21 protein-coding genes are annotated in these 23315 nt (G+C 63.8%); 16 read left to right on the top strand and 5 right to left on the bottom strand.

The window, feature by feature from the left end; genetic code table 11:
* Nucleotides 1-5: 5 nt before the first annotated feature.
* The 9 genes from B0G80_RS32535 to B0G80_RS32495 all read left to right on the top strand — a co-directional run bounded on the left by B0G80_RS32535 (nucleotide 6) and on the right by B0G80_RS32495 (nucleotide 9588).
* A complete protein-coding gene (locus B0G80_RS32535) occupies nucleotides 6-710 on the top strand; it encodes a FadR/GntR family transcriptional regulator (protein ID WP_106282401.1) in 705 nt (234 codons plus the stop codon).
* 68 nt (nucleotides 711-778) lie between these two features.
* Complete coding sequence (gene ltnD, locus B0G80_RS32530; RefSeq protein ID WP_116121970.1) at nucleotides 779-1669, top strand: L-threonate dehydrogenase; 891 nt, start codon at nucleotides 779-781, stop codon at nucleotides 1667-1669.
* Between the two features lie 13 nt (nucleotides 1670-1682).
* A complete protein-coding gene (gene otnK / locus B0G80_RS32525) occupies nucleotides 1683-2993 on the top strand; it encodes a 3-oxo-tetronate kinase (RefSeq protein WP_116121969.1) in 1311 nt (436 codons plus the stop codon).
* Complete coding sequence (locus tag B0G80_RS32520) at nucleotides 2990-3652, top strand: aldolase (RefSeq protein WP_116121968.1); 663 nt, start codon at nucleotides 2990-2992, stop codon at nucleotides 3650-3652. Before otnK ends, B0G80_RS32520 begins: the two co-directional genes overlap by 4 nt.
* A 77-nt stretch (nucleotides 3653-3729) precedes the next feature.
* Nucleotides 3730-5067 carry an MFS transporter gene (locus B0G80_RS32515; protein ID WP_116121967.1) on the top strand — a complete coding sequence of 446 codons (1338 nt, stop codon included), beginning with the start codon at nucleotides 3730-3732 and terminating at the stop codon, nucleotides 5065-5067.
* A gap of 67 nt (nucleotides 5068-5134) precedes the next feature.
* Nucleotides 5135-5923 carry a 2-oxo-tetronate isomerase gene (gene otnI / locus B0G80_RS32510; protein ID WP_116121966.1) on the top strand — a complete coding sequence of 263 codons (789 nt, stop codon included), beginning with the start codon at nucleotides 5135-5137 and terminating at the stop codon, nucleotides 5921-5923.
* 16 nt (nucleotides 5924-5939) lie between these two features.
* Complete coding sequence (denD, locus tag B0G80_RS32505) at nucleotides 5940-6920, top strand: D-erythronate dehydrogenase (protein WP_116121965.1); 981 nt, start codon at nucleotides 5940-5942, stop codon at nucleotides 6918-6920.
* A 380-nt stretch (nucleotides 6921-7300) separates the two neighbouring features.
* Complete coding sequence (gene pcaF / locus B0G80_RS32500; RefSeq protein WP_116121964.1) at nucleotides 7301-8503, top strand: 3-oxoadipyl-CoA thiolase; 1203 nt, start codon at nucleotides 7301-7303, stop codon at nucleotides 8501-8503.
* Between the two features lie 512 nt (nucleotides 8504-9015).
* The gene (locus B0G80_RS32495) at nucleotides 9016-9588 is read left to right on the top strand and encodes a hypothetical protein (RefSeq protein WP_116121963.1); all 573 of its coding nucleotides are present in this window, start codon (nucleotides 9016-9018) and stop codon (nucleotides 9586-9588) included.
* A gap of 133 nt (nucleotides 9589-9721) precedes the next feature.
* On the opposite strand, the gene B0G80_RS32490 is transcribed toward B0G80_RS32495, so the two are convergent.
* Nucleotides 9722-10102: a DUF2917 domain-containing protein gene (locus B0G80_RS32490; protein WP_106282392.1), complete on the bottom strand. Its 381-nt coding sequence runs from the start codon at nucleotides 10100-10102 to the stop codon at nucleotides 9722-9724.
* A 345-nt stretch (nucleotides 10103-10447) separates the two neighbouring features.
* Complete coding sequence (locus B0G80_RS32485; protein WP_116121962.1) at nucleotides 10448-12436, bottom strand: sigma-54-dependent Fis family transcriptional regulator; 1989 nt, start codon at nucleotides 12434-12436, stop codon at nucleotides 10448-10450.
* A 411-nt stretch (nucleotides 12437-12847) separates the two neighbouring features.
* Here B0G80_RS32485 and B0G80_RS32480 point away from each other — a divergent pair, with 411 nt between their 5' ends.
* From B0G80_RS32480 to B0G80_RS32455, 6 genes are all read left to right on the top strand, one after another.
* Complete coding sequence (locus B0G80_RS32480; RefSeq protein ID WP_116121961.1) at nucleotides 12848-13912, top strand: ATP-NAD kinase family protein; 1065 nt, start codon at nucleotides 12848-12850, stop codon at nucleotides 13910-13912.
* A gap of 40 nt (nucleotides 13913-13952) precedes the next feature.
* Nucleotides 13953-14936 carry a thiamine pyrophosphate-dependent dehydrogenase E1 component subunit alpha gene (locus tag B0G80_RS32475; protein WP_116121960.1) on the top strand — a complete coding sequence of 328 codons (984 nt, stop codon included), beginning with the start codon at nucleotides 13953-13955 and terminating at the stop codon, nucleotides 14934-14936.
* A 39-nt stretch (nucleotides 14937-14975) separates the two neighbouring features.
* Nucleotides 14976-15980 (top strand): alpha-ketoacid dehydrogenase subunit beta, encoded by a 1005-nt coding sequence (locus tag B0G80_RS32470; protein WP_106282388.1) that lies wholly within the window; start codon nucleotides 14976-14978, stop codon nucleotides 15978-15980.
* Between the two features lie 3 nt (nucleotides 15981-15983).
* Nucleotides 15984-17096 (top strand): acetoin dehydrogenase dihydrolipoyllysine-residue acetyltransferase subunit, encoded by a 1113-nt coding sequence (locus B0G80_RS32465; RefSeq protein WP_116121959.1) that lies wholly within the window; start codon nucleotides 15984-15986, stop codon nucleotides 17094-17096.
* Nucleotide 17097: 1 nt separating this feature from the next.
* On the top strand, nucleotides 17098-18084 hold the full coding sequence (gene lipA, locus B0G80_RS32460; protein WP_116121958.1) for a lipoyl synthase: 987 nt from the start codon (nucleotides 17098-17100) through the stop codon (nucleotides 18082-18084).
* Between the two features lie 296 nt (nucleotides 18085-18380).
* Nucleotides 18381-19490 (top strand): hypothetical protein, encoded by a 1110-nt coding sequence (locus B0G80_RS32455; protein WP_116121957.1) that lies wholly within the window; start codon nucleotides 18381-18383, stop codon nucleotides 19488-19490.
* Between the two features lie 462 nt (nucleotides 19491-19952).
* Here B0G80_RS32455 and B0G80_RS32445 read toward each other — a convergent pair whose 3' ends face one another.
* Both B0G80_RS32445 and B0G80_RS32440 read right to left on the bottom strand, forming a co-directional pair.
* The gene (locus B0G80_RS32445; RefSeq protein ID WP_116121955.1) at nucleotides 19953-20441 is read right to left on the bottom strand and encodes a GNAT family N-acetyltransferase; all 489 of its coding nucleotides are present in this window, start codon (nucleotides 20439-20441) and stop codon (nucleotides 19953-19955) included.
* Nucleotides 20442-20464: 23 nt separating this feature from the next.
* A complete protein-coding gene (locus B0G80_RS32440; RefSeq protein WP_116121954.1) occupies nucleotides 20465-21682 on the bottom strand; it encodes a sensor histidine kinase in 1218 nt (405 codons plus the stop codon).
* 286 nt (nucleotides 21683-21968) lie between these two features.
* Here B0G80_RS32440 and B0G80_RS32435 point away from each other — a divergent pair, with 286 nt between their 5' ends.
* Nucleotides 21969-22310: a PleD family two-component system response regulator gene (locus tag B0G80_RS32435; protein WP_258879244.1), complete on the top strand. Its 342-nt coding sequence runs from the start codon at nucleotides 21969-21971 to the stop codon at nucleotides 22308-22310.
* Nucleotides 22311-22412: 102 nt separating this feature from the next.
* On the opposite strand, the gene B0G80_RS32430 is transcribed toward B0G80_RS32435, so the two are convergent.
* Nucleotides 22413-23312 (bottom strand): LysR family transcriptional regulator, encoded by a 900-nt coding sequence (locus B0G80_RS32430; RefSeq protein WP_116121952.1) that lies wholly within the window; start codon nucleotides 23310-23312, stop codon nucleotides 22413-22415.
* Between the last annotated feature and the right edge of the window lie 3 nt (nucleotides 23313-23315).

The raw sequence follows: 23315 nt of genomic DNA, 5'->3' as shown, positions 1-23315 counted from the left end.
CATCGATGTTCGAGAAGATTCCTGCGAGAGCGTTGAGCGACACGGTCGCGCAACAGCTGCTCAAGCAGATCGACAAAGGCACCTTCGAGCGCGGCGGCAAGCTGCCGACCGAGGCCGTGCTGGCGCAGCAGTTCGGCGTGAGCCGCACGGTGATCCGCGAGGCGATCTCGCGGCTGAAGAACGAGGGCGTGGTCGAGCCGCGCCAGGGCAGCGGCGTGTTCGTCGCCGCGCACGGCACGGTGCGGCCGCTGCGGATCGACTACGCGGAAGCGGTCGAGCCCGGCTCGGTGGTGCAGATACTCGCGCTGCGGCGCGCCATCGAGGCGGAAGTCGCGTCGGAAGCCGCGATGCGCCGCAGCGACGCCGACATGATGTCGATCGATGCGGCGCTCGCGAAGATCGACGAGGCCGTGGCCGAAGGCGAGGACGGCGTAGCGGAAGACGTCGCGTTCCATCGCGCGATTGCGGCCGCCACCGGCAATCCGTATTTCCTCAAAACCCTCACGTTCCTGAATCAATACCTCGAAGCCGGCACGGTCGTCACGCGCCGCAACGAAGCGTTGCGGGAGGACTTTTCGCGTCAGGTGCGCGAAGAGCATGCGGCGATCGCCGCCGCGATTCGCGCGGGCGATCCGATGGCGGCGCGCAATGCGGCGCGAACGCATATGTACAACGCGGCACGGCGTCTCGCGGAAGCAGGGATCTGCTGAGCTTTCCTGCCGAGCTTGAAACGCCCAGTGTTGCGCGCGAGCGTCCAACGAATTCATAGAGGTCAAGCATGTCCAGAAATGTCGGTGTCATCGGTCTTGGTGCAATGGGCCTGGGTGTCGCGCGCTCGTTGTTGCGCGCGGGTCTGCGGGTCCATGCATGCGATCTGCGCAGCGAGGTCCTGAATGCGTTCGTCGCGGAAGGCGGCGTGGGTTGCGCAACGCCCGCCGAACTCGGCGCGCAGTGCGAGGTGGTCGTCACGCTGGTCGTGAATGCCGCGCAAACCGAAGCCGTGCTGTTCGGCGAGCAGGGCGCGGTCGCGGCGATGAAACCGGGCGGCGTGGTGATCGCCAGCGCGACCGTGGCGCCGGACTTCGCGATCGAACTCGGCAAGCGGATCGAGTCGGCCGGTTTGCAGATGCTCGACGCACCGGTCTCCGGCGGCGCGGCGCGCGCGGCCTCCGGCGAGATGACCATGATGACGTCCGGTCCCGCTGCGGCCTACGCTGCGTGCGAGGACGTGCTGGCCGCAATGGCGGGCAAGGTGTATCGCCTCGGCTCAGAACACGGCGCCGGGTCGAAGGTGAAGATCATCAATCAACTATTGGCCGGCGTGCATATCGCGGTGGCCGCCGAGGCGATGGCGCTCGGCCTGCGCGAGGGCGTCGATCCGGATGCGCTGTACGAAGTGATTACACACAGCGCGGGCAATTCGTGGATGTTCGAGAACCGCGTGCCGCACATTCTGAACGGCGACTACACACCGCTTTCAGCCGTCGATATTTTCGTCAAGGATCTCGGCCTCGTGCTCGATACCGCACGCCGCTCGAAATTCCCGTTGCCGCTGTCGGCGGCGGCGCATCAGATGTTCATGATGGCGTCCACGGCCGGTCACGGCGGCGAGGACGATTCCGCGGTGATCAAGATTTTCCCCGGCATCGACGTGCCGGCGGCGAAGTGAGGAGGTCAGCGTCATGACGGCTACTACGAAACGCGCGCTGCTCGGCTGCATCGCCGACGACTTCACCGGCGCCACTGATCTCGCCAACATGCTGGTGCGCGGCGGCATGCGCACGGTGCAGACCATCGGCGTGCCCGCATCGAATGAAACGGTGGAGGCCGACGCGCTGGTGGTCGCGCTGAAATCGCGCACGATCCCCGCCGCCGATGCGGTCGCGCAATCGCTCGCCGCGCTCGACTGGTTGCGCGCACAAGGTTGCCGGCAGTTCTTTTTCAAATACTGCTCGACTTTCGATTCGACCGACGCGGGCAATATCGGCCCGGTCACGGACGCGTTGCTCGACGCATTGTCCGGCGACGGCAGCGCTGGCGCGTTCACGATCGCCTGTCCGGCATTTCCCGAGAACGGCCGCACGATCTTTCGCGGCCATCTGTTCGTCGGCGACACGTTGCTCAACGCGTCGGGCATGGAGAACCATCCGCTCACGCCGATGCGCGACGCGAACCTCGTGAGCGTGCTGCAGCGGCAGACGCAGTCGAAAGTCGGGCTCGTGCGTTATGACGCCGTAGCGCAAGGCGTGTCGGCCGTGCGCGACTCTTTCGACAGGTTGCGTAACGAAGGCGTGCGCATGGCGATTGCCGATGCGGTGTCCGATGCCGACCTCTACGTACTCGGCGAAGCGTGTGCCGATCTTACGTTGATCACAGGCGGCTCAGGTATCGCACTGGGATTGCCGGCCAACTTCCGCCGCGCGGGTTTGCTGAACGAGCAGGGCGATGCCGCGCAGTTGCCTCAGGTGAGCGGATTGTCGGCGGTGCTGGCCGGCAGCGCATCCAAAGCGACCAACGCGCAGGTCGCGCAATGGCGCGCGACACGGCCTGCGTTCCGTGTCGATCCGCTCGCGGCTGCGCGCGGCGAGAACGTCGTCGAGCAGGCGCTGGCTTTCGCCCAGCCGTACCTCGACAAAGCCGAGCCCATGTTGATCTATGCCACCGCCACGCCCGACGAAGTCAAGGCGGTACAACGTCAGCTCGGCGTGAATGAAGCAGGGCATCTGGTTGAAAACACGTTGGCGTCGATCGCGCGCGGTCTGCACGAACGCGGCGTGCGCAAGTTCGTGGTGGCGGGCGGCGAGACCTCGGGCGCAGTGGTGCAGGCGCTCGACGTGCACACGCTGCGCATCGGCGCGCAGATCGATCCCGGCGTGCCGGCCACCGCCACGACCGGCGCCGAACCGCTCGCGCTCGCACTGAAATCCGGCAACTTCGGCACGACCGACTTCTTCGAAAAAGCGCTGCGTCATCTGAACGGAGCCGCGCAATGACCGGCGCGCCCGCACTTCACACAACGGACGAAGCACGCGTTCGCGAGGAAATCTGCGTAACCGGCGCGAGTCTCTATCAACGCGGCTACACGGTCGGCACCGCCGGCAACATCAGCGCGCGGCTCGACGACGGCTGGCTGATCACGCCGACCGATGCCTGTCTCGGCCGGCTCGATCCCGCCGATATCGCCAAAGTCGATCTCGACGGCAACGCGGTATCCGGCGGCCGGCCCTCGAAAACGCTGGCCTTGCATCGCGGCATCTATGCGCGCAACGGCGCGGCGCGTGGCATCGTCCACACGCATTCGACGCATCTGGTCGCGCTGACTCTAGCGGGCGTCTGGCGCGAGACCGACGTGCTGCCGCCCATCACGCCGTACTACGTGATGAAAGTGGGCCACGTCCCCCTGATTCGTTACAGGCGGCCCGGCGATCCGCAAGTCGCCGAACAGATCGCCGCACTGGCCGACAGCGTTCGCGCGGTGCTGCTCGAACGTCTCGGTCCGGTGGTGTGGGAGCGTTCCGTGGCGCAAGCCTCCTATGCGCTAGAAGAACTCGAAGAGACCGCGCGTTTGTGGTTGATGACGAACCCGCGGCCCGCACCGCTCGACGAAGCCGCACTCGAAGAACTGCGCACCGTATTCGGCGCTAGCTGGTAGTCACAGCCGACAAAACACAGCCACGTCACGTTGCGCTCCACATGACGCATCGGGCCATCCACTGAAGGAGACAATGCATGAGTTCGTATCAGGCCACCTCGAGCCAGCCGATTGCAGCAGCGGCCACGGGACAACCCGGCACCGCCGAAGTCGAGCGCACCTACAAGAAAGTATTTTGGCGCATCGTGCCGTTTCTGATGCTCTGCTATGTGGTCGCCTATCTCGACCGCGTGAATGTCGGCTTTGCCAAATTGCAGATGTCGCAAGACCTGGCATTCAGCGAAACGGTGTTCGGTCTTGGCGCGGGCGTGTTCTTCATCGGCTATTTTCTGTTCGAGTTGCCGAGCAACATTCTGATGCACAAGCTCGGCGCGCGCATCTGGATCGCGCGAATCATGATTACGTGGGGCTTGCTCTCGGCTGTGTTCGTTTTCGTGAAGACGCCGATGCAGTTCTACATCTTGCGCTTTCTTCTCGGCCTCGCCGAAGCCGGTTTCTATCCCGGCGTGATCCTGTACCTGACCTACTGGTTCCCGTCGCATCGGCGCGCGAAGATCATTGCGGTGTTCATGTCGGCGATTCCGGTGTCGGGCATCTTCGGCAATCCGCTGTCCGGCTGGATCATGCAGACGTTCCACAACAGCTCCGGTTTCGCGGGCTGGCAATGGATGTTTCTGATCGAAGCGATTCCCGCCATTGCGATCGGCATCGCCACGATCCTGTATCTCGACAATGGCATCGCTAGCGCGAAGTGGCTGAGCGAACGCGAAAAGCGCCTGCTCACCGATGAAATCGCCGCCGCGCAGCCGAAGGAAAAGGCCCAGGCGCACTCGCTCGGCGCGGTGTTCCGCGATCCGCGCACGTGGTGGATGTCGCTGATCTATTTCGCGTTCGTCACCGGGCAATACGGTCTGACGTTCTGGATGCCGACGCTCGTCAAATCGACAGGTGTGACCGGCGCGTTCAATATCGGCCTGCTGAGCGCGATTCCGTTCCTGTGCGCGATCGTCGTGATGAATCTGATGGGGCACAGTGCCGACAAGCGCCGTGAGCGCCGCTGGCATCTGATCGTGCCGGCGCTGTTCGGTGCGATCGGCTTCACGGTCGCGGCTTCGTTCGCGGACAACACGGTGGTGTCGATCGCATTTCTTTCGCTCGCCGCTGCCGGCGTGCTGACCTGCGCGCCGCTGTTCTGGTCGCTGCCCACCGCGTTCATGTCGGGCGCGACCGCTGCGGCCGGCATCGCGATTATCAATTCGATCGGCAATCTCGCGGGATTCGCGAGCCCGTACATGATCGGCTATCTGAAGGATCTCACGCATAGCACGCAAACCGGCATGTATGTGCTGGCGGGCATGCTCGTGATCGGCGCGATCGCCACGTGGTTCACGCCGGCCAAACTGGTCAACCGGTAAATCGACACGCTCGCGCGGCATGCGTTGCTGCCGCGCGCCGCATCAACGTTTTCAAGGAGTCGCTGCCATGCCTCGCTTCGCCGCCAATCTCTCGATGATGTACAACGAGCACGCTTTCCTCGACCGTTTCGCCGCCGCGGCGCAAGACGGTTTCGAAGCGGTCGAGTTTCTGTTCCCCTACGATTTCCCCGCCAACGAGATCAAGGCGCGCCTCGACGCGAGCGGTCTGACGCAAGCGCTTTTCAACGCGCCGCCCGGCGACTGGGCCGGCGGTGAACGTGGGATCGCCTCGCTGCCGGGCCGCGAAGATGAATTTCGCCGCGGTATCGATACCGCGCTCGACTACGCGCGCGTGCTCGGCAATCGCAAACTGCATGTGATGGCCGGCCTGATCGGCGCGGATCAGCCGCGCGCGAAACATCGCGAGGTGTACCTGAGCAATCTCGCCCATGCCGCCCAGGCGGCGCAGGCCGAGGGCATCACCGTCGTGATCGAGCCGATCAATACGCGCGACATGCCGGGCTTCTTTCTGACCCGTCAGGACGAAGCGCAAGCGGTCTGTGCGGAAGTCGGCGCAGGAAATCTCAAGGTGCAATTCGACTGCTACCACTGCCAGATCGTCGAAGGCGACCTTGCGGTGAAACTCAAGCGCGATATGGCCGGCATCGGCCACATTCAGATCGCCGGCGTGCCCGAGCGCCATGAGCCCGATACGGGCGAGCTGAACTACCCGTACCTGCTCGAATTGATCGACTCGCTTGGCTACGACGGTTATATCGGCTGCGAATACCGGCCGCGCGCGGGCACGTCGGCCGGTCTCGGCTGGCTCAAACCGTATCTGAACGCGACCCGCTAACAAGGACGAACACATCATGAAAGTACTCATTACCGGCGGTGCGGGTTTTCTCGGCCAGCGTCTCGCGCGCGAACTGCTCGCGCGGGGTTCCCTGAAAGACCCACAAGGCACGCCGCAAGCGATCACCGAACTGGTGTTGCTCGACGTCGTGCAAGCCAACGATTTCGGCGATAAGCGCGTGCGCGCGGAAGTAGGCGACATCGCCGAGCGCAGCGTGCTCGAGCGCGTGATGGACGCCCAGACTTCGGCGATCTTCCATCTGGCCGCGGTCGTGAGCGGCCAGGCCGAAGCGGATTTCGATCTCGGCATGCGCATCAATCTGGATGCGTCGCGGCTGCTGCTCGAAGTTTGCCGGCAACGTGGCCACCGGCCGCGCGTGCTGTTCACGAGTTCGGTCGCGGTGTACGGCGGCGAATTGCCCGAGGTCGTGCAGAACGACACCGCGCTGAATCCGCAGTCGTCCTATGGCGCGCAGAAGGCGATCGCGGAGTTGCTGCTCAACGATTACGCGCGGCGCGGTTTCGTCGACGGCCGCGTGGTGCGGCTGCCCACCATCAGCGTGCGGCCGGGCAAGCCGAATGCGGCGGCGTCGTCGTTCGCGAGCGGCATCATTCGCGAGCCGTTGAACGGCGAAGCGGCGGTGTGCCCGGTCGCGGGCTCGACGCGCCTGTGGCTGCTGTCGCCGCGCAAGGCGATCGAGAGCCTGATCGCCGGACTCGAACTCGATTCCGCCGCGCTCGGTAACCAGCGCGTGTTGAATTTGCCGGGTATTTCGGTGAGCGTCGACGAGATGGTCGCCGCGCTGCGCGAGGTGGCGGGCGACGCGGTCGCCGCGCGGATCGTGTTCGAACCGGATGCGCGCGTCGAAAAAATCGTGGGTAGCTGGCCGGGACGGTGGGATACGTCGCGTGCCGAAGGGCTGGGGTTGAGCGGCGAGCGCAATTTTGCCGATGTGATCCGCAGCTATATCGAGGACGAGCATATCCAGCTCCGCTAGAAACACGCGCCACGCAGTCTTCAGCCCCGTGCCGGCGCCTGGAAAACGGGCCGCCGGCAGGGGCGCACGTTTCGTCTGATTCTTCGAAAAAACGCACGCGGCCTGCACGTATTCCCTGGTGCGGGCCTGGCCGTGCTTGACATGGTTTCGGCCGCGCGTCTATTATCGTGTCTGGTTGTTCGATATATGACCGTCTGTTCGTATCAAGAACATGTTGCGACATTCTCGAGCCCACCGTTCATCATCCTGCGCTAAGCTGAATTGACGCCGCCGCTGCCCGGCAGCCGCTTTCCGTCGTGCTTTCCGGCGCGTCCGGTTTGCGCCGGGCCTGAGTTCCGGCCGCGGCGCGGCGCACGCAGCACATCAACTGGAGACATCACATGACCGAAGCATTCCTGTGCGACGCGATTCGCACCCCCATCGGCCGCTATGCGGGTTCGCTGTCGTCGGTACGCGCCGACGATCTGGGCGCCGTGCCGCTCAAGGCGCTGATGGAGCGCAACAAGGACGTCGACTGGAACGCGATCGACGACGTGATCTACGGCTGTGCGAACCAGGCCGGCGAGGACAACCGCAACGTCGCGCGCATGTCGCTGTTGCTGGCGGGCTTGCCGCAGGGTGTGCCGGGCACGACGGTGAACCGCCTGTGCGGTTCGGGCATGGATGCGGTCGGCATCGCGGCACGCGCCATCAAATCCGGCGAGGCCGCGTTGATGGTGGCGGGCGGCGTGGAAAGCATGAGCCGCGCGCCGTTCGTGATGGGCAAGGCGCCTACTGCGTTCTCGCGCCAGGCTGAAATCCATGACACGACCATCGGCTGGCGTTTCGTCAATCCGCTGATGAAGAAACTGTACGGCGTCGATTCGATGCCGGAAACGGGCGAGAACGTCGCCACGGATTACAACATCAGCCGCGCCGATCAGGACGCTTTCGCCGTGCGCAGCCAGCAGAAAGCGGCGCGCGCGCAACGCGACGGTACGCTCGCGCAGGAAATCGTCGGCGTGACGATCGCGCAGAAGAAGGGCGACCCGATCACGGTGCTGCAAGACGAGCATCCGCGTGAGACGAGCCTCGAAACGCTCGCCAAGCTCAAGGGCGTAGTGCGTCCGGACGGCACCGTTACGGCAGGCAACGCGTCGGGCGTGAACGACGGCGCGGCGGCCCTGCTGCTCGCGAATGAAGAGACCGCCAAGCGCTTCGGCTTGACGCCGCGTGCTCGCGTGCTGGGTATCGCCACGGCCGGCGTCGCACCGCGCGTGATGGGGATCGGCCCGGCGCCCGCCACGCAGAAACTGCTGGCGCGTCTGAACATGAGCATCGATCAATTCGACGTGATCGAACTGAACGAGGCGTTCGCTTCGCAAGGCATCGCGGTGCTGCGCGCACTCGGCGTGGCCGACGACGACGCCCGCGTCAATCCGAACGGCGGCGCGATCGCATTGGGCCATCCGCTCGGCATGAGCGGCGCGCGTCTCGTGACCACGGCGATGTATCAGCTGCATCGCACGCAAGGCCGTTTTGCGCTGTGCACGATGTGTATCGGCGTCGGCCAGGGCATTGCGATCGCGATCGAGCGGGTGTGATCGTTCAGCGGCTTAGTCCGCGTCACGGTTGAAGCTGCTGGATGAAACAGCCTCGTTGCTCACGCGACGAGGCTGTTTCTTTTTGTGCTCAACGCGCATGGGGCGCATATCGAATCGGCATCTAATCCGATCTAATGACACGCTCGATAATGCTCGAATACCCAAAAAATATTGATTGCCGATTCGACAATCATGCAGTATCCGCTTAATGCTGGGTGCATTTAAAACCTGTCGTTCATTTTGAATGGCGGTGGCAATGTCGCGTCGTTGTCGTCTCGCAAGACGCCGCTGCGACGCCACGTCGCGGCACATTACAGGGCTGCGTGCATTTATTTGAAGATCACAATTCAATCAATTGCAGACCGTTGTAAGGCATGTAAAATCATTTGCGCCGTACCTTTTGAAAACTATCATCCTGAAGACACACAGGCACTCATGGAGTTATCAATCGGCATCTCGCGGTTTCGGATCGCCGTCACGCTGCATCAAACAATTTCTCGAGGAGCATGCATATGAAGGCAACGACCATTGGAGCAGCGTTGGTGTTCGCGGCGTTGGCCGCAGCCCAGCCGGCCTGGGCGCAAGATGCCATGGCCAGTGCCGCGCAAGGCGTCGTCAGCGCGGTGGAGCCGGTGCATGTGCGGGCGCAGATCGTCGGTATCGATCCAGGCACACGTACGCTCACGCTCAAGGGGTCGGGCGGCAACGTGGTGGTCGTGCTCGTAAGCCAGCAGGTGGAGGGTTTCGACAAGCTGAAAGTGGGTGATCAGGTGGACGTGCTCTACAAGAATGCGCTGCTCGTGAAGGCCGAGAAGGTCACCGGCAAGGACAAGGGCATTCGCGCGCGTGTCGACACACAGGTGTATGCCCCGGCTTCGGGCGGCTTCGAATCGGCGCGCCAGATCGAAGTGCTCGCCACCGTGCAGAAGATCGATCGCAAGAAGCGGTTGGTCACGCTGCGCGGCGCGTATCAGACGCAAACCCTCGAAGCCGGTCCGGACGTCGATCTGAAAGACGTCAAGGTCGGCGATACGATCCACGCGGTATTCGTTTCAGCGGCGGCCGTGCAGGTGACGCCGAAGTAAGCATATAAACAGTCTTGCGCCATCACGCGTTCGTGCAAAAGAGCGTGCGAGCAAACACCCCTCGTTTGCAGGGGTGTTTGTGTCTTTCCCGTCGCGTGTGTTGCCTCGCGGAGCCGCGCCGTCAGGCACTCGGCTAACGTGGCGCAGGCGGTCCCAGACTCAACCACGCGAGTCGTCCCAGCCAGCGTCTGAGCAGACCGCCTCGCGCCGGCAACGCGTAGCTCAACGACACGCGCGCGACGCATTCGCCATCGGTACTCAGCCACACACGCTCGCCGCGTTGGAGTTGAAATGTGTGGCCCGGATCGAGCCAATGATCGTAAGGTGAACTGACGCGTGTGAGCCAGAGGCGCGCGCCCTGCACGGCGAGCGTGCTATCGGCCTCCACACGCCAGGTCAGCGTCGCGCCTGGCGTCACTGAAAAATGCAGCACCAGCCTCGGCAGACGCTCGTCCTGCCGATACGCCACCAGACTCGAGTCATCATCCATGCACTGCGGGCTTGCCTGATCCATCTCGTTCTCCGTCATCAAGCCGGCTGACGGAGGCGCCCACAAAACAAAAGGCCCCTTCCGTTACCGGCGGGGCCTTGGGGATGTGTTACGCAGATTCAGACTGCTAACGCGCACGTACTCCCAATGGCCAGCCGATGATGGCTCGCTTCGGGTGTGTAATCGCATTCGCGATGGAGATGTGCGTCAACATGAGATCGAGTGTGCCGTTTTGCCGCAGGTCTTGTCAATCGAAAAGATCGCAATCCATACAAACGGGTACGTGAAAATGGAATACGAAAACGCGTAGTGGCAATGGCGACTCACGCGTTTTGCGCGTGGCGACGCATCACACTGACAAGCAGCGCTTCACCGTCGATGCGGTGCGACGATGCCCAACGACGCAATACGCCGATACAAAGTGGCGCGCGACATGCCGAGCGCCTGCGCCGCCGCGTTCGGCCGCCATTGATGGCGCGTGAGTGCGTCGATAATGCGAGCACGCTCCTCGCGCGGATCCTGCCGCGCGTCCCGTCGCCGGCCGTCATGCGGATCGATCCGCAATAACGCCGGTTTGTGCGCGGCCTCGGGCGCGAGCAACGCCGCTATATCCGGCGCGACATGGCGCAATTCCACGCGTGCGCTGTCGCAGATCGCGCACGCGTACCGCATCACGTTGCGCAACTGGCGAATGTTGCCCGGCCATGCGAACCCTGCAAGACGTTCGGCGAGTTGTGGGTCCAGCGTGAGCACGTGGCCGGCCATTTGCGCTTCTTCGTCGAAGACCGCGTCGATCACGTCGCGGATATCCGCGCGTTCGCGCAGCGGCGGCATCGGCAAACATGCGCCGCTCAGCCGGTAATACAGGTCTTCGCGGAACGTGCCGGCCGCGACCATCTGCGCGAGATCGCGGTGCGTGGCGCAAATCACGTCGATATCCACGCGCATGGGCGCATCGCCGCCGAGCGGTGTCACTTCGCCTTCGGCCAGCACGCGCAGCAGACGCGTTTGCAGATCGAGCGGCATGTCGCCGATTTCATCGAGAAACAGCGTACCCGTATGTGCCTGCGCAATCTTGCCGCGCGCGCCGCGGCTGCGTGCGCCGGTGAAGGCGCCGGGCGCGTAGCCGAACAATTCGCTTTCAATCAGCGATTCGGGAATCGCGCCGCAATTCACGGCGATAAACGGCCTCGCACGCCGCGCGCCCGAATCGTGTACCGCGTGCGCAAACACTTCCTTGCCGACGCCGGTCTCGCCGAGAATCAGAATCGGCAGACGCTTGCCCATCACGCGCAACGCCACGGCCGCGTTGTGCGCGATCTGCGGCTCCGCGCTGTGCAGAAAACGCCCGAGCGCACCCAGTTGCAGATCGTCTTGCGACGCGCTTTGCGACGAGCGTGCGGCACTGCCGTTCATCGTGGACGCCGAGCGCGAGACGCGCCTGAGCGGCGCACGAATCCGCGCATACAGCGTCGTTCCGGTTGCGCGCAGGCGCAAGCCGATAATCGCATCCGTGCGCGCGACGTCGTGCAGATGCGAGCCCGACGTGTCGAATACGTCGTCGATGTGGCGTGGACCGTTGAGCGCCGGAATGCACTCGCGCGCCTTGCGATTGGCGGCGACGAGATTGCCGCATTCGTCGAAGGCGATCAGTACTTCGGGCTGCGCCTCGACGAAGTTGCGGCTCGAATGGCCGAAAAGAACCCAGTGCTGGCTGGTTTGATTGAGGAAGTAACCGTCTTCGATCAGACCGGCGCTTTGCCGCACGAGTTGGAACACGAGCCGCTGACTGTCGCGGTTATCCGGCGACTGCACGGCGGACGCATCGAGCACGCCGATCATCTCGCCGGTCGGCGCGAAGATCGGCGCCGCGCTGCAGGTGAGCGTGGTAAACGCAGCGCGGAAATGATCGGTCTTGTGCACGATGATCGGCGCAAGATCGGTCAGTACATTCGCCACGCCGCAGGTGCCTTCCTCGCGCTCGGACCAGCACGAACCGATATACAGCCCTGCATGCTTGAAATCGCTGCGGCGTTCGCGGTCGATCCGGTAATCGATGGTGACGCCGTGCGCGTCGGTGAGCATCACGCAATAGTCGGCGACGCGAATCATGTCGTGCAGACGTGACAGACATTGCCCGGACGCACGCAGAAAGTCCTCTTCCTTGCCCTGCACTTCGCGCAATTCGGCGGACGTCAGCACGCGCGGTCCGATCACGGCGCCAGGGTCGAGCCGGTACTGTTCGAACGAACGCTGCCACGACGAGACGAGCCGCGGAGAATCGGCAGGCGCGGGCAGGCGTCCTTCAATGGCGCCACGCACGCGGTCGATGTGCTGGGTCTGCGAGAGGTAAGGCATGGTCGGCTCCAGGCGAGCGACACACAGTGAGATCAGGGCTTCTTGTATCACATCCCGCTTGAGGAATCACACTGCAATGCAGCACGCGAGACGCGTGAGACGTTTGTCTCAGTCTCGGGTGAGACGTGGAGCCTTGCCGCGCGGATCGAGGCGGGTGAAGGGTTTGCGCTGCGTGTTCGGTTTCGTCGTGCCGGTTGCGAACGTCGCAAGCGGTCGGCGTGAGACGCCTGTGACGCTGCATCGCGCGGCAGTGGTTCGATGTCTCGCCCGCATGGCAATGCGCAGAGCCCTTTAAACACGGCACTTTCGTGTGGCGTCACGATTATTCGGCAAATTGGCACACCCTTTGCAGTGTCCTGCGCATGACAAAGCGCCGCCGTTCGACGACGGCGTAGAAAGGAGACAAGTACAGTGCCATCGCCCATCACCGTCGGCGTGATCGCGAACCCGGCGTCGGGTCGCGACATTCGTCGTCTTACTTCCTACGCGTCGGTGTTTCCGACCTCCGAAAAAGCCAACATGGTGGTGCGCCTGCTGGTCGGGCTCGGTGTGCTCGGCGTGACCCGCGTGCTGTGTTTGCGCGACCGGACCGGCGTGGCGGCGCTGCTGCTGCGCGCGCTCGACACGCACGACGCTGTCGCCGCGCAACAGCGCTGGCCCGAGGTCGAGTTCATCGAGCAGCTGATCACCGACAGCGTCGCCGATACCCACGCCGGGGTCGCCGCGATGCTGAAGGCGGGTGTCGAACTGATCGCCGTACTGGGCGGTGACGGTACGCATCGCGCCGTCGCCGCACATTGCGGGAGAGTGCCGTTGCTGACCTTGTCCACCGGCACCAACAACGCCTTTCCGGATTTGCGCGAAGCGACCGTGGCCGGCCTTGCGGGCGCGCTTGTCGCGTCGGGCGCGGTGCCGCCGGACGCGGCGCTGATGCGCAACAAGCGGCTCGTGGTGCGCTGTACGGCCGGGCCGAATCGCGGCCGCGAGGAGATCGCGCTGGTCGATGTCTGCGTGAGCCGCCAGCGCTTTGTCGGCGCGCGGGCCGTGTCCGATCCGGCCGATATCGAAGAACTCTTTCTCACGTTTGCCTCGCCGGACGGCATCGGCCTTTCGTCGATCGGCGGAGCGTGGGCGCCCGTGGAGCGCACCGCGTCGCACGGTTTGCATTTGCGTTTCGCGGCGCCGGGCGAATCGGGCGTGCCGCTGGTGGCGCCGATTGCGCCGGGCCGCGTGGAGCGCGTGGTGATGCGCACGTGCGAACGCGTCGAAGTCGGCGTGTGGCGGCCGCTCGACACCGAGCACGGCACGCTCGCTTTCGACGGCGAGCGCGAAATCGAACTGGAGCGCGGCGACCGCTATGAGATCGCGCTGGATTGGGAAGGGCCGTTGACCGTCGATGTCGAACGCACGCTGCGTTTCGCGGCGTCACGTCAACTGGTGCGGGACGTGGCGAACGTGGTTGCGCATCAAAAGTAGGCTGTAGGCAGGCAGTGCATTCATTCCAAGGAGACACACCATGTCGGTTTCAACTGAGTTGAGCAAGGAAGAACTACTGAAGGCGTATCGCATGATGCGCACGATCCGCGAGTTCGAGGAGCGTCTGCACGTGGAATTCGCGACCGGCGAGATTCCCGGCTTCGTGCATCTGTACGCGGGCGAAGAAGCGTCGGCCGTCGGCACGATGCTGCATCTGAACGACGCCGATTATGTGGCGACCACGCACCGCGGTCATGGCCATTGCATCGCCAAGGGCGTGGACGTGCGCGGCATGATGGCCGAGATCTACGGACGCAAGACCGGCGTGTGCCATGGCAAAGGCGGCTCGATGCATATCGCCGACCTGTCGAAAGGCATGTTGGGCGCGAACGGTATCGTCGGCGCGGGTGGGCCGTTGATTTGCGGCGCGGCGCTGGCGGCGAAGTACAAGAAGTCGGGCGGCGTGGGCGTGTGCTTTTTCGGCGACGGTGCTTCGAATCAGGGCGTGATTTTCGAATCGTTGAATCTGGCTTCGGTATGGCGGCTGCCGGCGATTTTCGTGGCGGAGAACAACGGCTACGCGGAAGCGACATCGTCGACGTGGTCGGTGGCAACCGACAACATCGCGGATCGCGCGAGCGGCTTTGGCATGCCGGGCGTGATCGTCGACGGCTTTGATTTCTTTGCGGTGCATGAAGCGCTTGGTGAAGCGATCGAACGCGCGCGGCAGGGCGGTGGGCCGACGCTCGTCGAAGTGAAATTCTCACGCTATTTCGGCCATTTCGAAGGTGACGCGCAAACCTATCGCGCGCCCGGCGAAGTGCAGAAACTGCGCGACGAGAAGGATTGCCTGAAGCGTTTCGAAGAGCGCGTGGTGCGCGCCGAAATGCTGAGCGCGGATCAGTTGCGCGGCGTGGATGCCGAGGTCAAGAGTCTGATCGACAGCGCGGTGACTGAAGCCAAGGCTGCGCCGCTGCCGACTGCTGAAGATTTGTTGAGCGACGTCTACGTGTCTTATCCGTAACGCACGGCATTGCACATCTAAACGATTCTGGAGACAGACATGGCACGCAAGATCACATTCTCTCAGGCAATCAACGAAGCCCTGAGTCAGGAAATGGCCCGCGACGAAACCGTCATCGTGATGGGCGAGGACAACGCGGGCGGCGCCGGCTCGCCTGGTGAACAGGACGCGTGGGGCGGCGTTCTCGGCGTCACGAAAGGACTCTTTCACAAGTATCCGGGCCGCGTGCTGGACACGCCGCTTTCCGAAGGCGGCTATGTCGGCGCGGCGGTCGGCGCGGCGGCCTGCGGCATGCGGCCGGTCGCGGAGTTGATGTTCATCGATTTCATGGGCGTGTGTTTCGACCAGATCTTCAACCAGGCCGCCAAGTTCCGCTACATGTTCGGCGGCAAGGCGGTGACGCCGGTCGTGATTCGCGCAATGCAGGGCGCGGGCTTGCGCGCGGCGGCCCAGCATTCGCAGATGCTGACTTCGTTGTTCACGCACATTCCCGGACTGAAAGTGGTCTGCCCGTCGACGCCGTATGACGCGAAGGGTCTGCTGATTCAGGCGATCCGCGACAACGATCCGGTGATTTTCTGCGAGCACAAGTTGCTATATGGCCGCGAAGGCGAGGTACCCGAAGAGTCGTATGCGATTCCGTTCGGCGAAGCGAACGTGGTGCGCGACGGCGACGACGCCACGATCGTCACCTACGGACGCATGGTGCATTACGCCACCGAAGCCGCTGAAAAACTCGCGAAGGACGGCATCCAGGTGGAGGTGATCGACTTGCGGACAACCTCGCCGCTCGACGAAGAAACGATCCTGGAAAGCGCGAACCGTACCGGACGCGTGGTCGTGGTCGACGAAGCGAATCCGCGCTGCTCGATCGCCACCGACATTTCCGCGTTGATCGCGCAGCGTGCGTTCCACTCGCTCAAGGCGCCGATCGAAATGGTGACCGCGCCGCATACGCCCACGCCGTTTGCCGGCGTGCTCGAAGACATGTATATCCCGTCGGCTGCGCAGATCGCCGAGGCCGTACTGAAAGTGAGGGCTTGAGCGATGCCGATCCATATGATCACGATGCCCAAATGGGGCTTGTCGATGGAGCAGGGACAGGTCAACGGTTGGCTTAAGGCCATCGGCGACAAGGTAGTAAAGGGCGACGAGATTCTGGACGTGGAAACGGACAAGATCTCGTCGGGCGTCGAGTGTGCGTTCGAGGGCGTCTTGCGCCGGCAGATCGCGCAGGAGGGCGACACGCTGCCCATCGGCGCATTGCTGGCCGTGGTGGCGGACGCCGAAACGCCGGACGCGCAGATCGACGCCGAGGTCGAAGCGTTTCAGCGCGACTTCGTGCCGGCCACATCGGCGGATGGCGACAGTGGACCGCAACCGGAGAAAGCGCAGATCGGCGGGCGCATGGTGCGTTATCTGAAACTCGGTGAGGGCGGCACACCCGCGCTGTTGATTCATGGTTTTGGCGGCGATCTGAACAACTGGTTGTTCAATCACGCCGACCTCGCCGCGCATCGGGCAGTGTGGGCGCTGGATCTGCCGGGTCACGGCGAATCCGGCAAGGCGCTCGAGACCGGCAGTGCGGATGAGCTCGCGGACAGCGTGATCGCCTTCATGGACGATCGCGGCATCGACAAGGTGCAGTTGATCGGCCATTCCATGGGCGCACTGGTCGCCATGACCGTTGCGGCAAAGGCGCCGGGACGTGTGGCGTCGCTGGCATTGATTTCGGCCGCGGGACTGGGCACGGAAATCAACGGCGACTACATCAACGGTTTCACCGAAGGCAGTAATCGCAATGCGCTCAAGCCGCAGTTGGCCAAACTCTTCGCCGACCCAAGTCTCGTGACGCGTCAACTGGTGGAGGACATCGTCAAGTACAAGCGGCTCGAAGGCGTCCCCGAGGCGTTGCGCAAGATATCGGCGTCGGCCTTTGACGGCAACGCGCAACGCGCGAGCTATCGGGACCGGCTCGCGGAACTCGCGCCGCGCAGTCTCGTGATCTGGGGCGCCGGCGATCAGATCATCCCGGCCGCGCATGCGCAGGGTCTGCCGGGCGACACCCGGGTTCACGTGCTCGAAGGCAAAGGGCATATGGTGCAGATGGAAGCGGCGTCCGAAGTGAATCGTCTGCTCAACGATTTTCTGGGGCGCTGAAATGGACGCCGCATTGCATGGCGAAAGCGTCACCGCGCTCGGCCAGCACGGCAAGCGCAGCGCTGACAAGCTCGCGCGGATTCCGGTGAAGATCGTGCCGGCCGCGGACGGCGAGGTCTTGCCGAAGCCGCCGTGGCTGCGCGCGAAGCCGATGATGAGCGAGACGGTCGCCGGCATTGCGGCGATCCTGCGCGAGCACCGGTTGCATTCGGTCTGCGAGGAGGCCATGTGTCCGAACATCGGCGAATGTTTTGCGCGGCGCACCGCGACGTTCATGATCATGGGGGGTATCTGTACGCGGCGCTGTGCGTTCTGCGACGTCGCGCACGGGCGCCCCGCGCCGCCCGACGAAGCGGAGCCCGAGCGGCTCGCCGATGCCGTGGCGGCGCTCGGCCTGCGCTATGTCGTGGTGACGTCGGTGGATCGCGATGATCTGCGCGACGGCGGCGCGGCGCATTTTGCGCGCTGCGTGGCGTTGCTGCGCGAGCGCGTGCCGGGCATTCGGGTCGAAGTGCTGACACCGGATTTTCGCGGACGTGTCGCGCGAGCGTTGCTGGCGTTTTCAGACGCGTGGCCCGATGTGTTCAATCACAACCTGGAGACGGTGCCTGCCTTGTATCGTGCCGCGCGAGCGGGCTCGGACTATCAGGGCTCGCTGCAACTGCTCGCGCGCGTCAAGAAGGCGAACGCGACGATGCTGACCAAATCAGGCTTGATGGCCGGATTGGGAGAATCCGACGAAGAACTGCTCGACGCGATGCGCGATCTGCGCGCGCATCACGTGGACATCCTGACGATCGGGCAGTATCTCGCGCCGTCGCGTTTTCATATGCCGGTGCGGCGGTACGTGACGCCGCAACAGTTCGACGCCTGGCGCGAGGCCGGATTGGCGATGGGCTTTCGCGAAGTCGTGGCGGGGCCGCTGGTGCGCTCGTCGTATCAGGCCAACCAGATTGCCGATATCGCCATGGCGCGCGCAACGCAATGATATGAAGAACGGTTAGAAGAGTTGGCAGCCTCGCTTGTCGTCGCGCACGACAAGCGAGGAGCGGCAATCGCCGTTTCTAAAAGCAGGCGCGGTCCGCCGTTTCGCCTGCAACAATCTATGTCGAAATATGTCACGCGGCGCGGAAAACGCCCGCAAACCCTTGTCGCACGGGCTTTGCTCACGGTGAAACAGGGTGACATATCTTCCCGGTCGATTATGTCGGCGTGTCCTTCTATAGTCCGTTTCGTCGCCACGCAGCAGTGACAGAAGTGGCCCGAATCCCAGAAGGACATATCGTGAAAAATCGTTCGTTCGTCGTCCCGGCCACCGCCACCGCCGCTGCATCTGTCTGCGCTTCCGACTCCTTGACGACCCCTTCATCCGCGCGCGGCGCGCTGCGCAAGCTCGTGCTCTCCGCCACGGTCGCCGTGCTCGCGCTCGGCAGCGCATCGGCATTCGCCTGGTCGCAACACGGCACGGCCTACACGTCGCGCGGCACCTATAACGGCGCGCGCTACGGCTCGTGCGGCGGTGGCAGCTGCTCGCATGCGGGCGGCGTCGCCGGCCCTTACGGCGGTCTCGCGACCAACACCGGCACGGTGACGCGCAATGCGCCGGGCCAGTTCTCGAATTCGGGCACCGCGACGGGACGCTACGGCAACTCCGTCCAGCATGCAGGCGATACCAATTGCGCCGGCGGCACATGCTCGCACACCGGCACGCTTACCGGACCCGATGGCAAGACGGCGACCACGTCCGGCGATGTCACGAAGAACGGCCCGGGACAGTATTCGTCGTCGGGGTCGGTGACGGGCTCGAACGGCAACACGGTCAACCATTCGGCGTCGACGAATTGCGCCGGCTCGACATGCTCGCGCTCGGGCACCGTGACGGGTTCCGATGGTGGCACCGTCAATCACTCGGGTTCGGCCACGCGTGTCGCGCCGGGTGTCGTGACGACCTCGACGAGCGTGACGGGCACGCACGGCAACACGGTGACGTCGAGTGGAACGGTGGTGGCGACCACGGGTGTCGTCGCGACGGGCGGCACGACGGTGGTGGTGGCGCCGAAGCCGGTCGTGGTCGCTCCGCCGGTGGTCTATGTGCCGCCGCCTCCGGTCGTGGTGACGCCCGCACCGGTGGTGGTTGCGCCGCCGCCTCCGGTTGTGGTGACGCCGGCTCCTGTCGTGGTTGCGCCGAAGCCGGTTGTCGTGACGCCTGCACCAGTGGTGGTCGCACCGCCCGTTGCTTATGTGCCGCCGCCGGTCGTCTACGCACCGCCGCCCCCGCCGCATGCCGTGTATGTCGCGCCGCGCGTCGTCTACGTCGCGCCGGCGCCGCGTCCGGTCGTGTGGGTGCCGGGCCACTGGATCGGGCGTGTCTGGGTGCCGGCGCACTGGTCCTGAGGGGGCTGCCATGCGAGTCAAATCCCGGGAGACAGTCGCGGCGCGCCGAGCGTCACTCAAGGATTCACCGGCACGGCGGTTCTATAAAGCAGGCGCGTTGGCAGCGGTTGTCGTGGCCGCGGGAGCGGCGCTTGCGATGAGCCGCTTCGCCGTGCCAGTGGATACAGGTGGAGCAAGTCAACCATCGCAAGAATGCTCCGCTCGCTACGCCGCGTTGCTCGATCTTGCGGAATTGGCGAGACGCGATGGCAAATCATCGGAGGTGGTCGTGCGAGGGCTGAGCGACAGAGGCGGCGCGATGAGCGAATGTTTGTCGATGGGCGGTGCCAAGGCGGAATAGCGTTGTGATTGCCGCTCGCGTCGCTTACTGCACGAGCACGGACAGCACTTGCGCCACGCACGACACTCACGCTACCAAGAAGATTGCTAAACGCACTAAATAACCAGTGCTGCATTGTCCGATCAGCTCGATTGATTATCCGGGCGAATCAGATTGCGCTCCAGAAATACCGCGCCGGCAATTGGATTGAAGACGTAAGCGGGAATCCGTGCGAAACCCAGCGATGCGTAAAGATCGAGCGCCGCCTGCATGGTAGGAAGCGAGTCGAGACAAATGCGGTGATATCCCGCGTCTCTCGCGATATCGCAAATCCGCGTTGCCAATTGCCTGCCGGCCCGCAGACCGCGTCCCGATGGACGGACATAGAGCCGCTTCATTTCGCACGTGGTGTCGTCGAGAGGCCGCATGGCGACGCAGCCAATCAGTTCTTCCCGGTTGTACGCGAGAAGCACCCGGCCGCGCGGTGCGGCGAATTTGCCGGGCAAGCCGGCGAGCTCAGATTCGAAGTTCTGGAAGCCGAGATCGATGTCCAGGCTCCCGGCATATTCGCGGAAGATGGACCGGACCGTTTCCAGTTGCTGCGGGAATTCGGCGGTGGCGATCTCGATCATGGGTGTTCGTTCGCCGCGCGGTTCTATTGCGGTTCCACCAGCACCAGCGGGAAGCGTATCTCGAACCGGGTGCCCACCCCCTCGCGCGAGACAAAGTCGATCTGCCCGTTCAACACGCGGCACAATTCCTTGACGATAGCGAGACCGAGGCCCGTGCCGGGGATCTCGTCGCCCGCAGCGCGCTCGAATTCGCCGAACACGCGCTCCGCATCCGATGGCGCGATACCCACGCCGGTATCCGCGACGCGAATCGACCAATGCTCCGCACCGGCCATCGCGAAGCTCAATTCGATTTGCCCCGACTTCGTGTATTTGATTGCGTTGGAGAGCAGATTGACGGCAATCTGTTTGAGCTTGAGACGATTGGAAATGACGGCGGTCAAAGCGGGATCGCACACCGCGCGCAACGTGAGTCCTTTTGCTTCGGTCGAAGGACGCGACGAGGCGACGAGTTCATCGAATAGCTCGCGCGGCTCGACCGGTTCGAGTGTGAGCGGGGCGCCGTCGCCGAGCACCACGGAGTACTCGACCATCTGCTCGACGAGCTCTTTCATGTCGGTGGCCTGACGGTTCGCCAGCGTCAACGCCATTTCGGCTTTTGCCGGCGCGCGCTCGATCAATTGCAACGCCATGGAAAACGCGTTCAGAAAGTTGCGCAGATCGTGCACCACGCTGCGTGTGATCTGCATGCGCGACTCGTACAGGTCGCTCACCAGCCGCTGCTTCAGCACCAGCTCGTGATTGGCGCGCTCGAGCTGGCCGGTGTACTCGTCGATCTTGCGGTCCCGTTCACTCACTACCTCCTTGATCGACGTGAGCGTAACCATGCTGAACGTCTCGGCGATCAGGCGGCGCGCCCGGCTCTCATGGCGGCGCGTGAAGGTGCTGTCGAGACCGGCGAATTCCTCGAGCGCCGCGGCCAGCACCTGATGGAAGAGATCGAGCTCGCGCACCAGTTCCTCGATGCGATAGCCCTGGCGCCAGCGCACCTTGCCATGCTTTCTCGCATCGCGCTCGATGGCTGTCTCGACCCGTTCGAGATCTTCGACATCGAGCGCCACGCACAGTCCTTCGAGAATTTCCGGCAGATGATCGGCGAGTTGCTGGTAAGTGAGTTTGTCCGCTTCGACGAGATCGGTGTCGCCGAAGACGGCATTCATCCATTGCTCGGTCAGTCGGGTCCGCTCCGCGCGGACGAAGTCGGCAAAATTGCGCAAAGGGCTAACGCGTGTATCGGTCATGATGGCGCAGTGGGATGAAGTTTCTACAAGTGACAAAAGGCTGGCAGCATTCGGACGCGCATGGTGTGTCCGGCAGGCCTATACTCCGGGCCGCCGTGACCGGTAGGCCGGGCCAGCAAGCGTTCCGCCATCACGGGCTCCGAAAACGTGGTGGCAGCCGAATATTCGCATCTTTTATAGGTGTAGGTGCGGATAGTGGAACACCCCTTGCGGGGCTGTCGGAAGGTAACAACAACGTCCAACCGGACGTTCAACCCGGCGGCCCCCGATGCACTCAATCTTGCTGGTGGACGACGAGCCGGAAATCCTCGCGGCGTGGCGCCTGATACTCGAGAACGAAGGCTACGAAGTCGCTTGCGCGAGCAACGGCGTGGAGGCGGTCGCGCGCGTCGCGGCCCACGTGCCCGCCCTGATCATCACCGACTGGATGATGCCGCTCATGGACGGCGCCGAATTGTGCCGTCGGCTGAAAGCGATGCCGGCGCTCGCCACCGTTCCGATTATCATGCATACCGCCGTTCCGCCAACCGAAAGTGCGGGCAAGAACTGGGATATCTGCTTGAGAAAGCCGGTGGGCGCGACGCTTTTTCTAACGACGGTCGCGCAGCTGTGCAAACCGCGGCCGTGACCCCTAATGGACTCGCGGTGCAACGGGCGATTTCTTCCGAAGCGCGCGTGCCGTTTCTTTGGGTGGTCGGCAATATTGCCCTGCCTATTCCGCGTCGCTGTATCAGTCAGAATTGATCACCTTCAAAAAATCGACGAACGCGCGCAACGGCGCCGGCAAATGACGACGCCCCGGATAGTAAAGGAACGGGCCTGAAAAACGCTGCCACCACGGCTCCAGAATCGGCTCCAGTGCGCCGCTGTCGAGATGCGGGCGCAGCATGTCTTCAAACAGGTGAACGACACCCACACCGGCGATGGCCGCGCTGACGGCGAGATCGATCGCCGCGCCCGGCCGCACCAGTAGCGGCCCCGATGGATTCAGCTGCAGCACTTCGCCGTCGAGCTCGAAATACCAGATCGGCATGGCGCCGCCGGCGAACTGACCGCGCAGGCAGGCGTGCGAAAGCAACTCGCTGGGATGATCGGGGCGCCCGTGCGCGTCCAGATAGCCCGGCGCCGCCGCCGTGGCGAAGCGTTGCACGCGCGGTCCGATCGGAATCGCAATCATGTCCTGCTCGAGCCGCTCGTCATAGCGAATCCCGGCGTCGCAGCCGATCGACAGCACGTCGACGAAACCATCCTCGACCACGACCTCGACGCGGATGTCGGGATACGTTTTCAGAAACGCGGCGATGATGCCCGGCAAGACGATGCGAGCAGCGCTCGACGGCACGTTGAGCTTGAGCGTGCCGGCCGGCTTGTCCCGGAACACGTTCAGCACGTCCAGCGCCGCTTCCATTTCGCTGAAGAGCGGCGACAGCTTCTCGATGAGCCGCAAACCGGCCTCGGTTGGCGCCACGCTGCGCGTGGTGCGGTTAAGCAGGCGCAGGCCGAGCTTGGCCTCCAGACGGCGCACGGCGATACTCAAACTCGACGCCGATACGCCGCTGATACGCGCCGCGTCGCGAAAGCCGCCCGCGCGGCTGACTGAGACGAAAGCAGCCAGATCATTCAATTCCATGAC

This window comes from Paraburkholderia sp. BL6669N2 (genome assembly GCF_003387275.1).
Taxonomy (GTDB): Bacteria; Pseudomonadota; Gammaproteobacteria; order Burkholderiales; family Burkholderiaceae; genus Paraburkholderia.
Note: the sequence above shows the minus strand (reverse complement) of the source record. Positions and strands in the feature narration are given on the sequence as shown.

Bases quoted from the DNA above. Each gene is read 5' to 3' on its own strand.
- otnI (WP_116121966.1), top strand. From the start codon at position 5,135: ATGCCTCGCTTCGCCGCCAATCTCTCGATGATGTACAACGAGCACGCT.
- B0G80_RS32495 (WP_116121963.1), top strand. From the start codon at position 9,016: ATGAAGGCAACGACCATTGGAGCAGCGTTGGTGTTCGCGGCGTTGGCC.
- pcaF (WP_116121964.1), top strand. From the start codon at position 7,301: ATGACCGAAGCATTCCTGTGCGACGCGATTCGCACCCCCATCGGCCGC.
- lipA (WP_116121958.1), top strand. From the start codon at position 17,098: ATGGACGCCGCATTGCATGGCGAAAGCGTCACCGCGCTCGGCCAGCAC.
- B0G80_RS32475 (WP_116121960.1), top strand. From the start codon at position 13,953: ATGTCGGTTTCAACTGAGTTGAGCAAGGAAGAACTACTGAAGGCGTAT.
- B0G80_RS32520 (WP_116121968.1), top strand. From the start codon at position 2,990: ATGACCGGCGCGCCCGCACTTCACACAACGGACGAAGCACGCGTTCGC.
- B0G80_RS32535 (WP_106282401.1), top strand. From the start codon at position 6: ATGTTCGAGAAGATTCCTGCGAGAGCGTTGAGCGACACGGTCGCGCAA.
- denD (WP_116121965.1), top strand. From the start codon at position 5,940: ATGAAAGTACTCATTACCGGCGGTGCGGGTTTTCTCGGCCAGCGTCTC.
- B0G80_RS32485 (WP_116121962.1), bottom strand. From the start codon at position 12,436: ATGCCTTACCTCTCGCAGACCCAGCACATCGACCGCGTGCGTGGCGCC.
- B0G80_RS32515 (WP_116121967.1), top strand. From the start codon at position 3,730: ATGAGTTCGTATCAGGCCACCTCGAGCCAGCCGATTGCAGCAGCGGCC.
- ltnD (WP_116121970.1), top strand. From the start codon at position 779: ATGTCCAGAAATGTCGGTGTCATCGGTCTTGGTGCAATGGGCCTGGGT.
- B0G80_RS32465 (WP_116121959.1), top strand. From the start codon at position 15,984: ATGCCGATCCATATGATCACGATGCCCAAATGGGGCTTGTCGATGGAG.
- B0G80_RS32445 (WP_116121955.1), bottom strand. From the start codon at position 20,441: ATGATCGAGATCGCCACCGCCGAATTCCCGCAGCAACTGGAAACGGTC.
- B0G80_RS32440 (WP_116121954.1), bottom strand. From the start codon at position 21,682: ATGACCGATACACGCGTTAGCCCTTTGCGCAATTTTGCCGACTTCGTC.
- B0G80_RS32490 (WP_106282392.1), bottom strand. From the start codon at position 10,102: ATGGATCAGGCAAGCCCGCAGTGCATGGATGATGACTCGAGTCTGGTG.
- otnK (WP_116121969.1), top strand. From the start codon at position 1,683: ATGACGGCTACTACGAAACGCGCGCTGCTCGGCTGCATCGCCGACGAC.
- B0G80_RS32430 (WP_116121952.1), bottom strand. From the start codon at position 23,312: ATGGAATTGAATGATCTGGCTGCTTTCGTCTCAGTCAGCCGCGCGGGC.
- B0G80_RS32470 (WP_106282388.1), top strand. From the start codon at position 14,976: ATGGCACGCAAGATCACATTCTCTCAGGCAATCAACGAAGCCCTGAGT.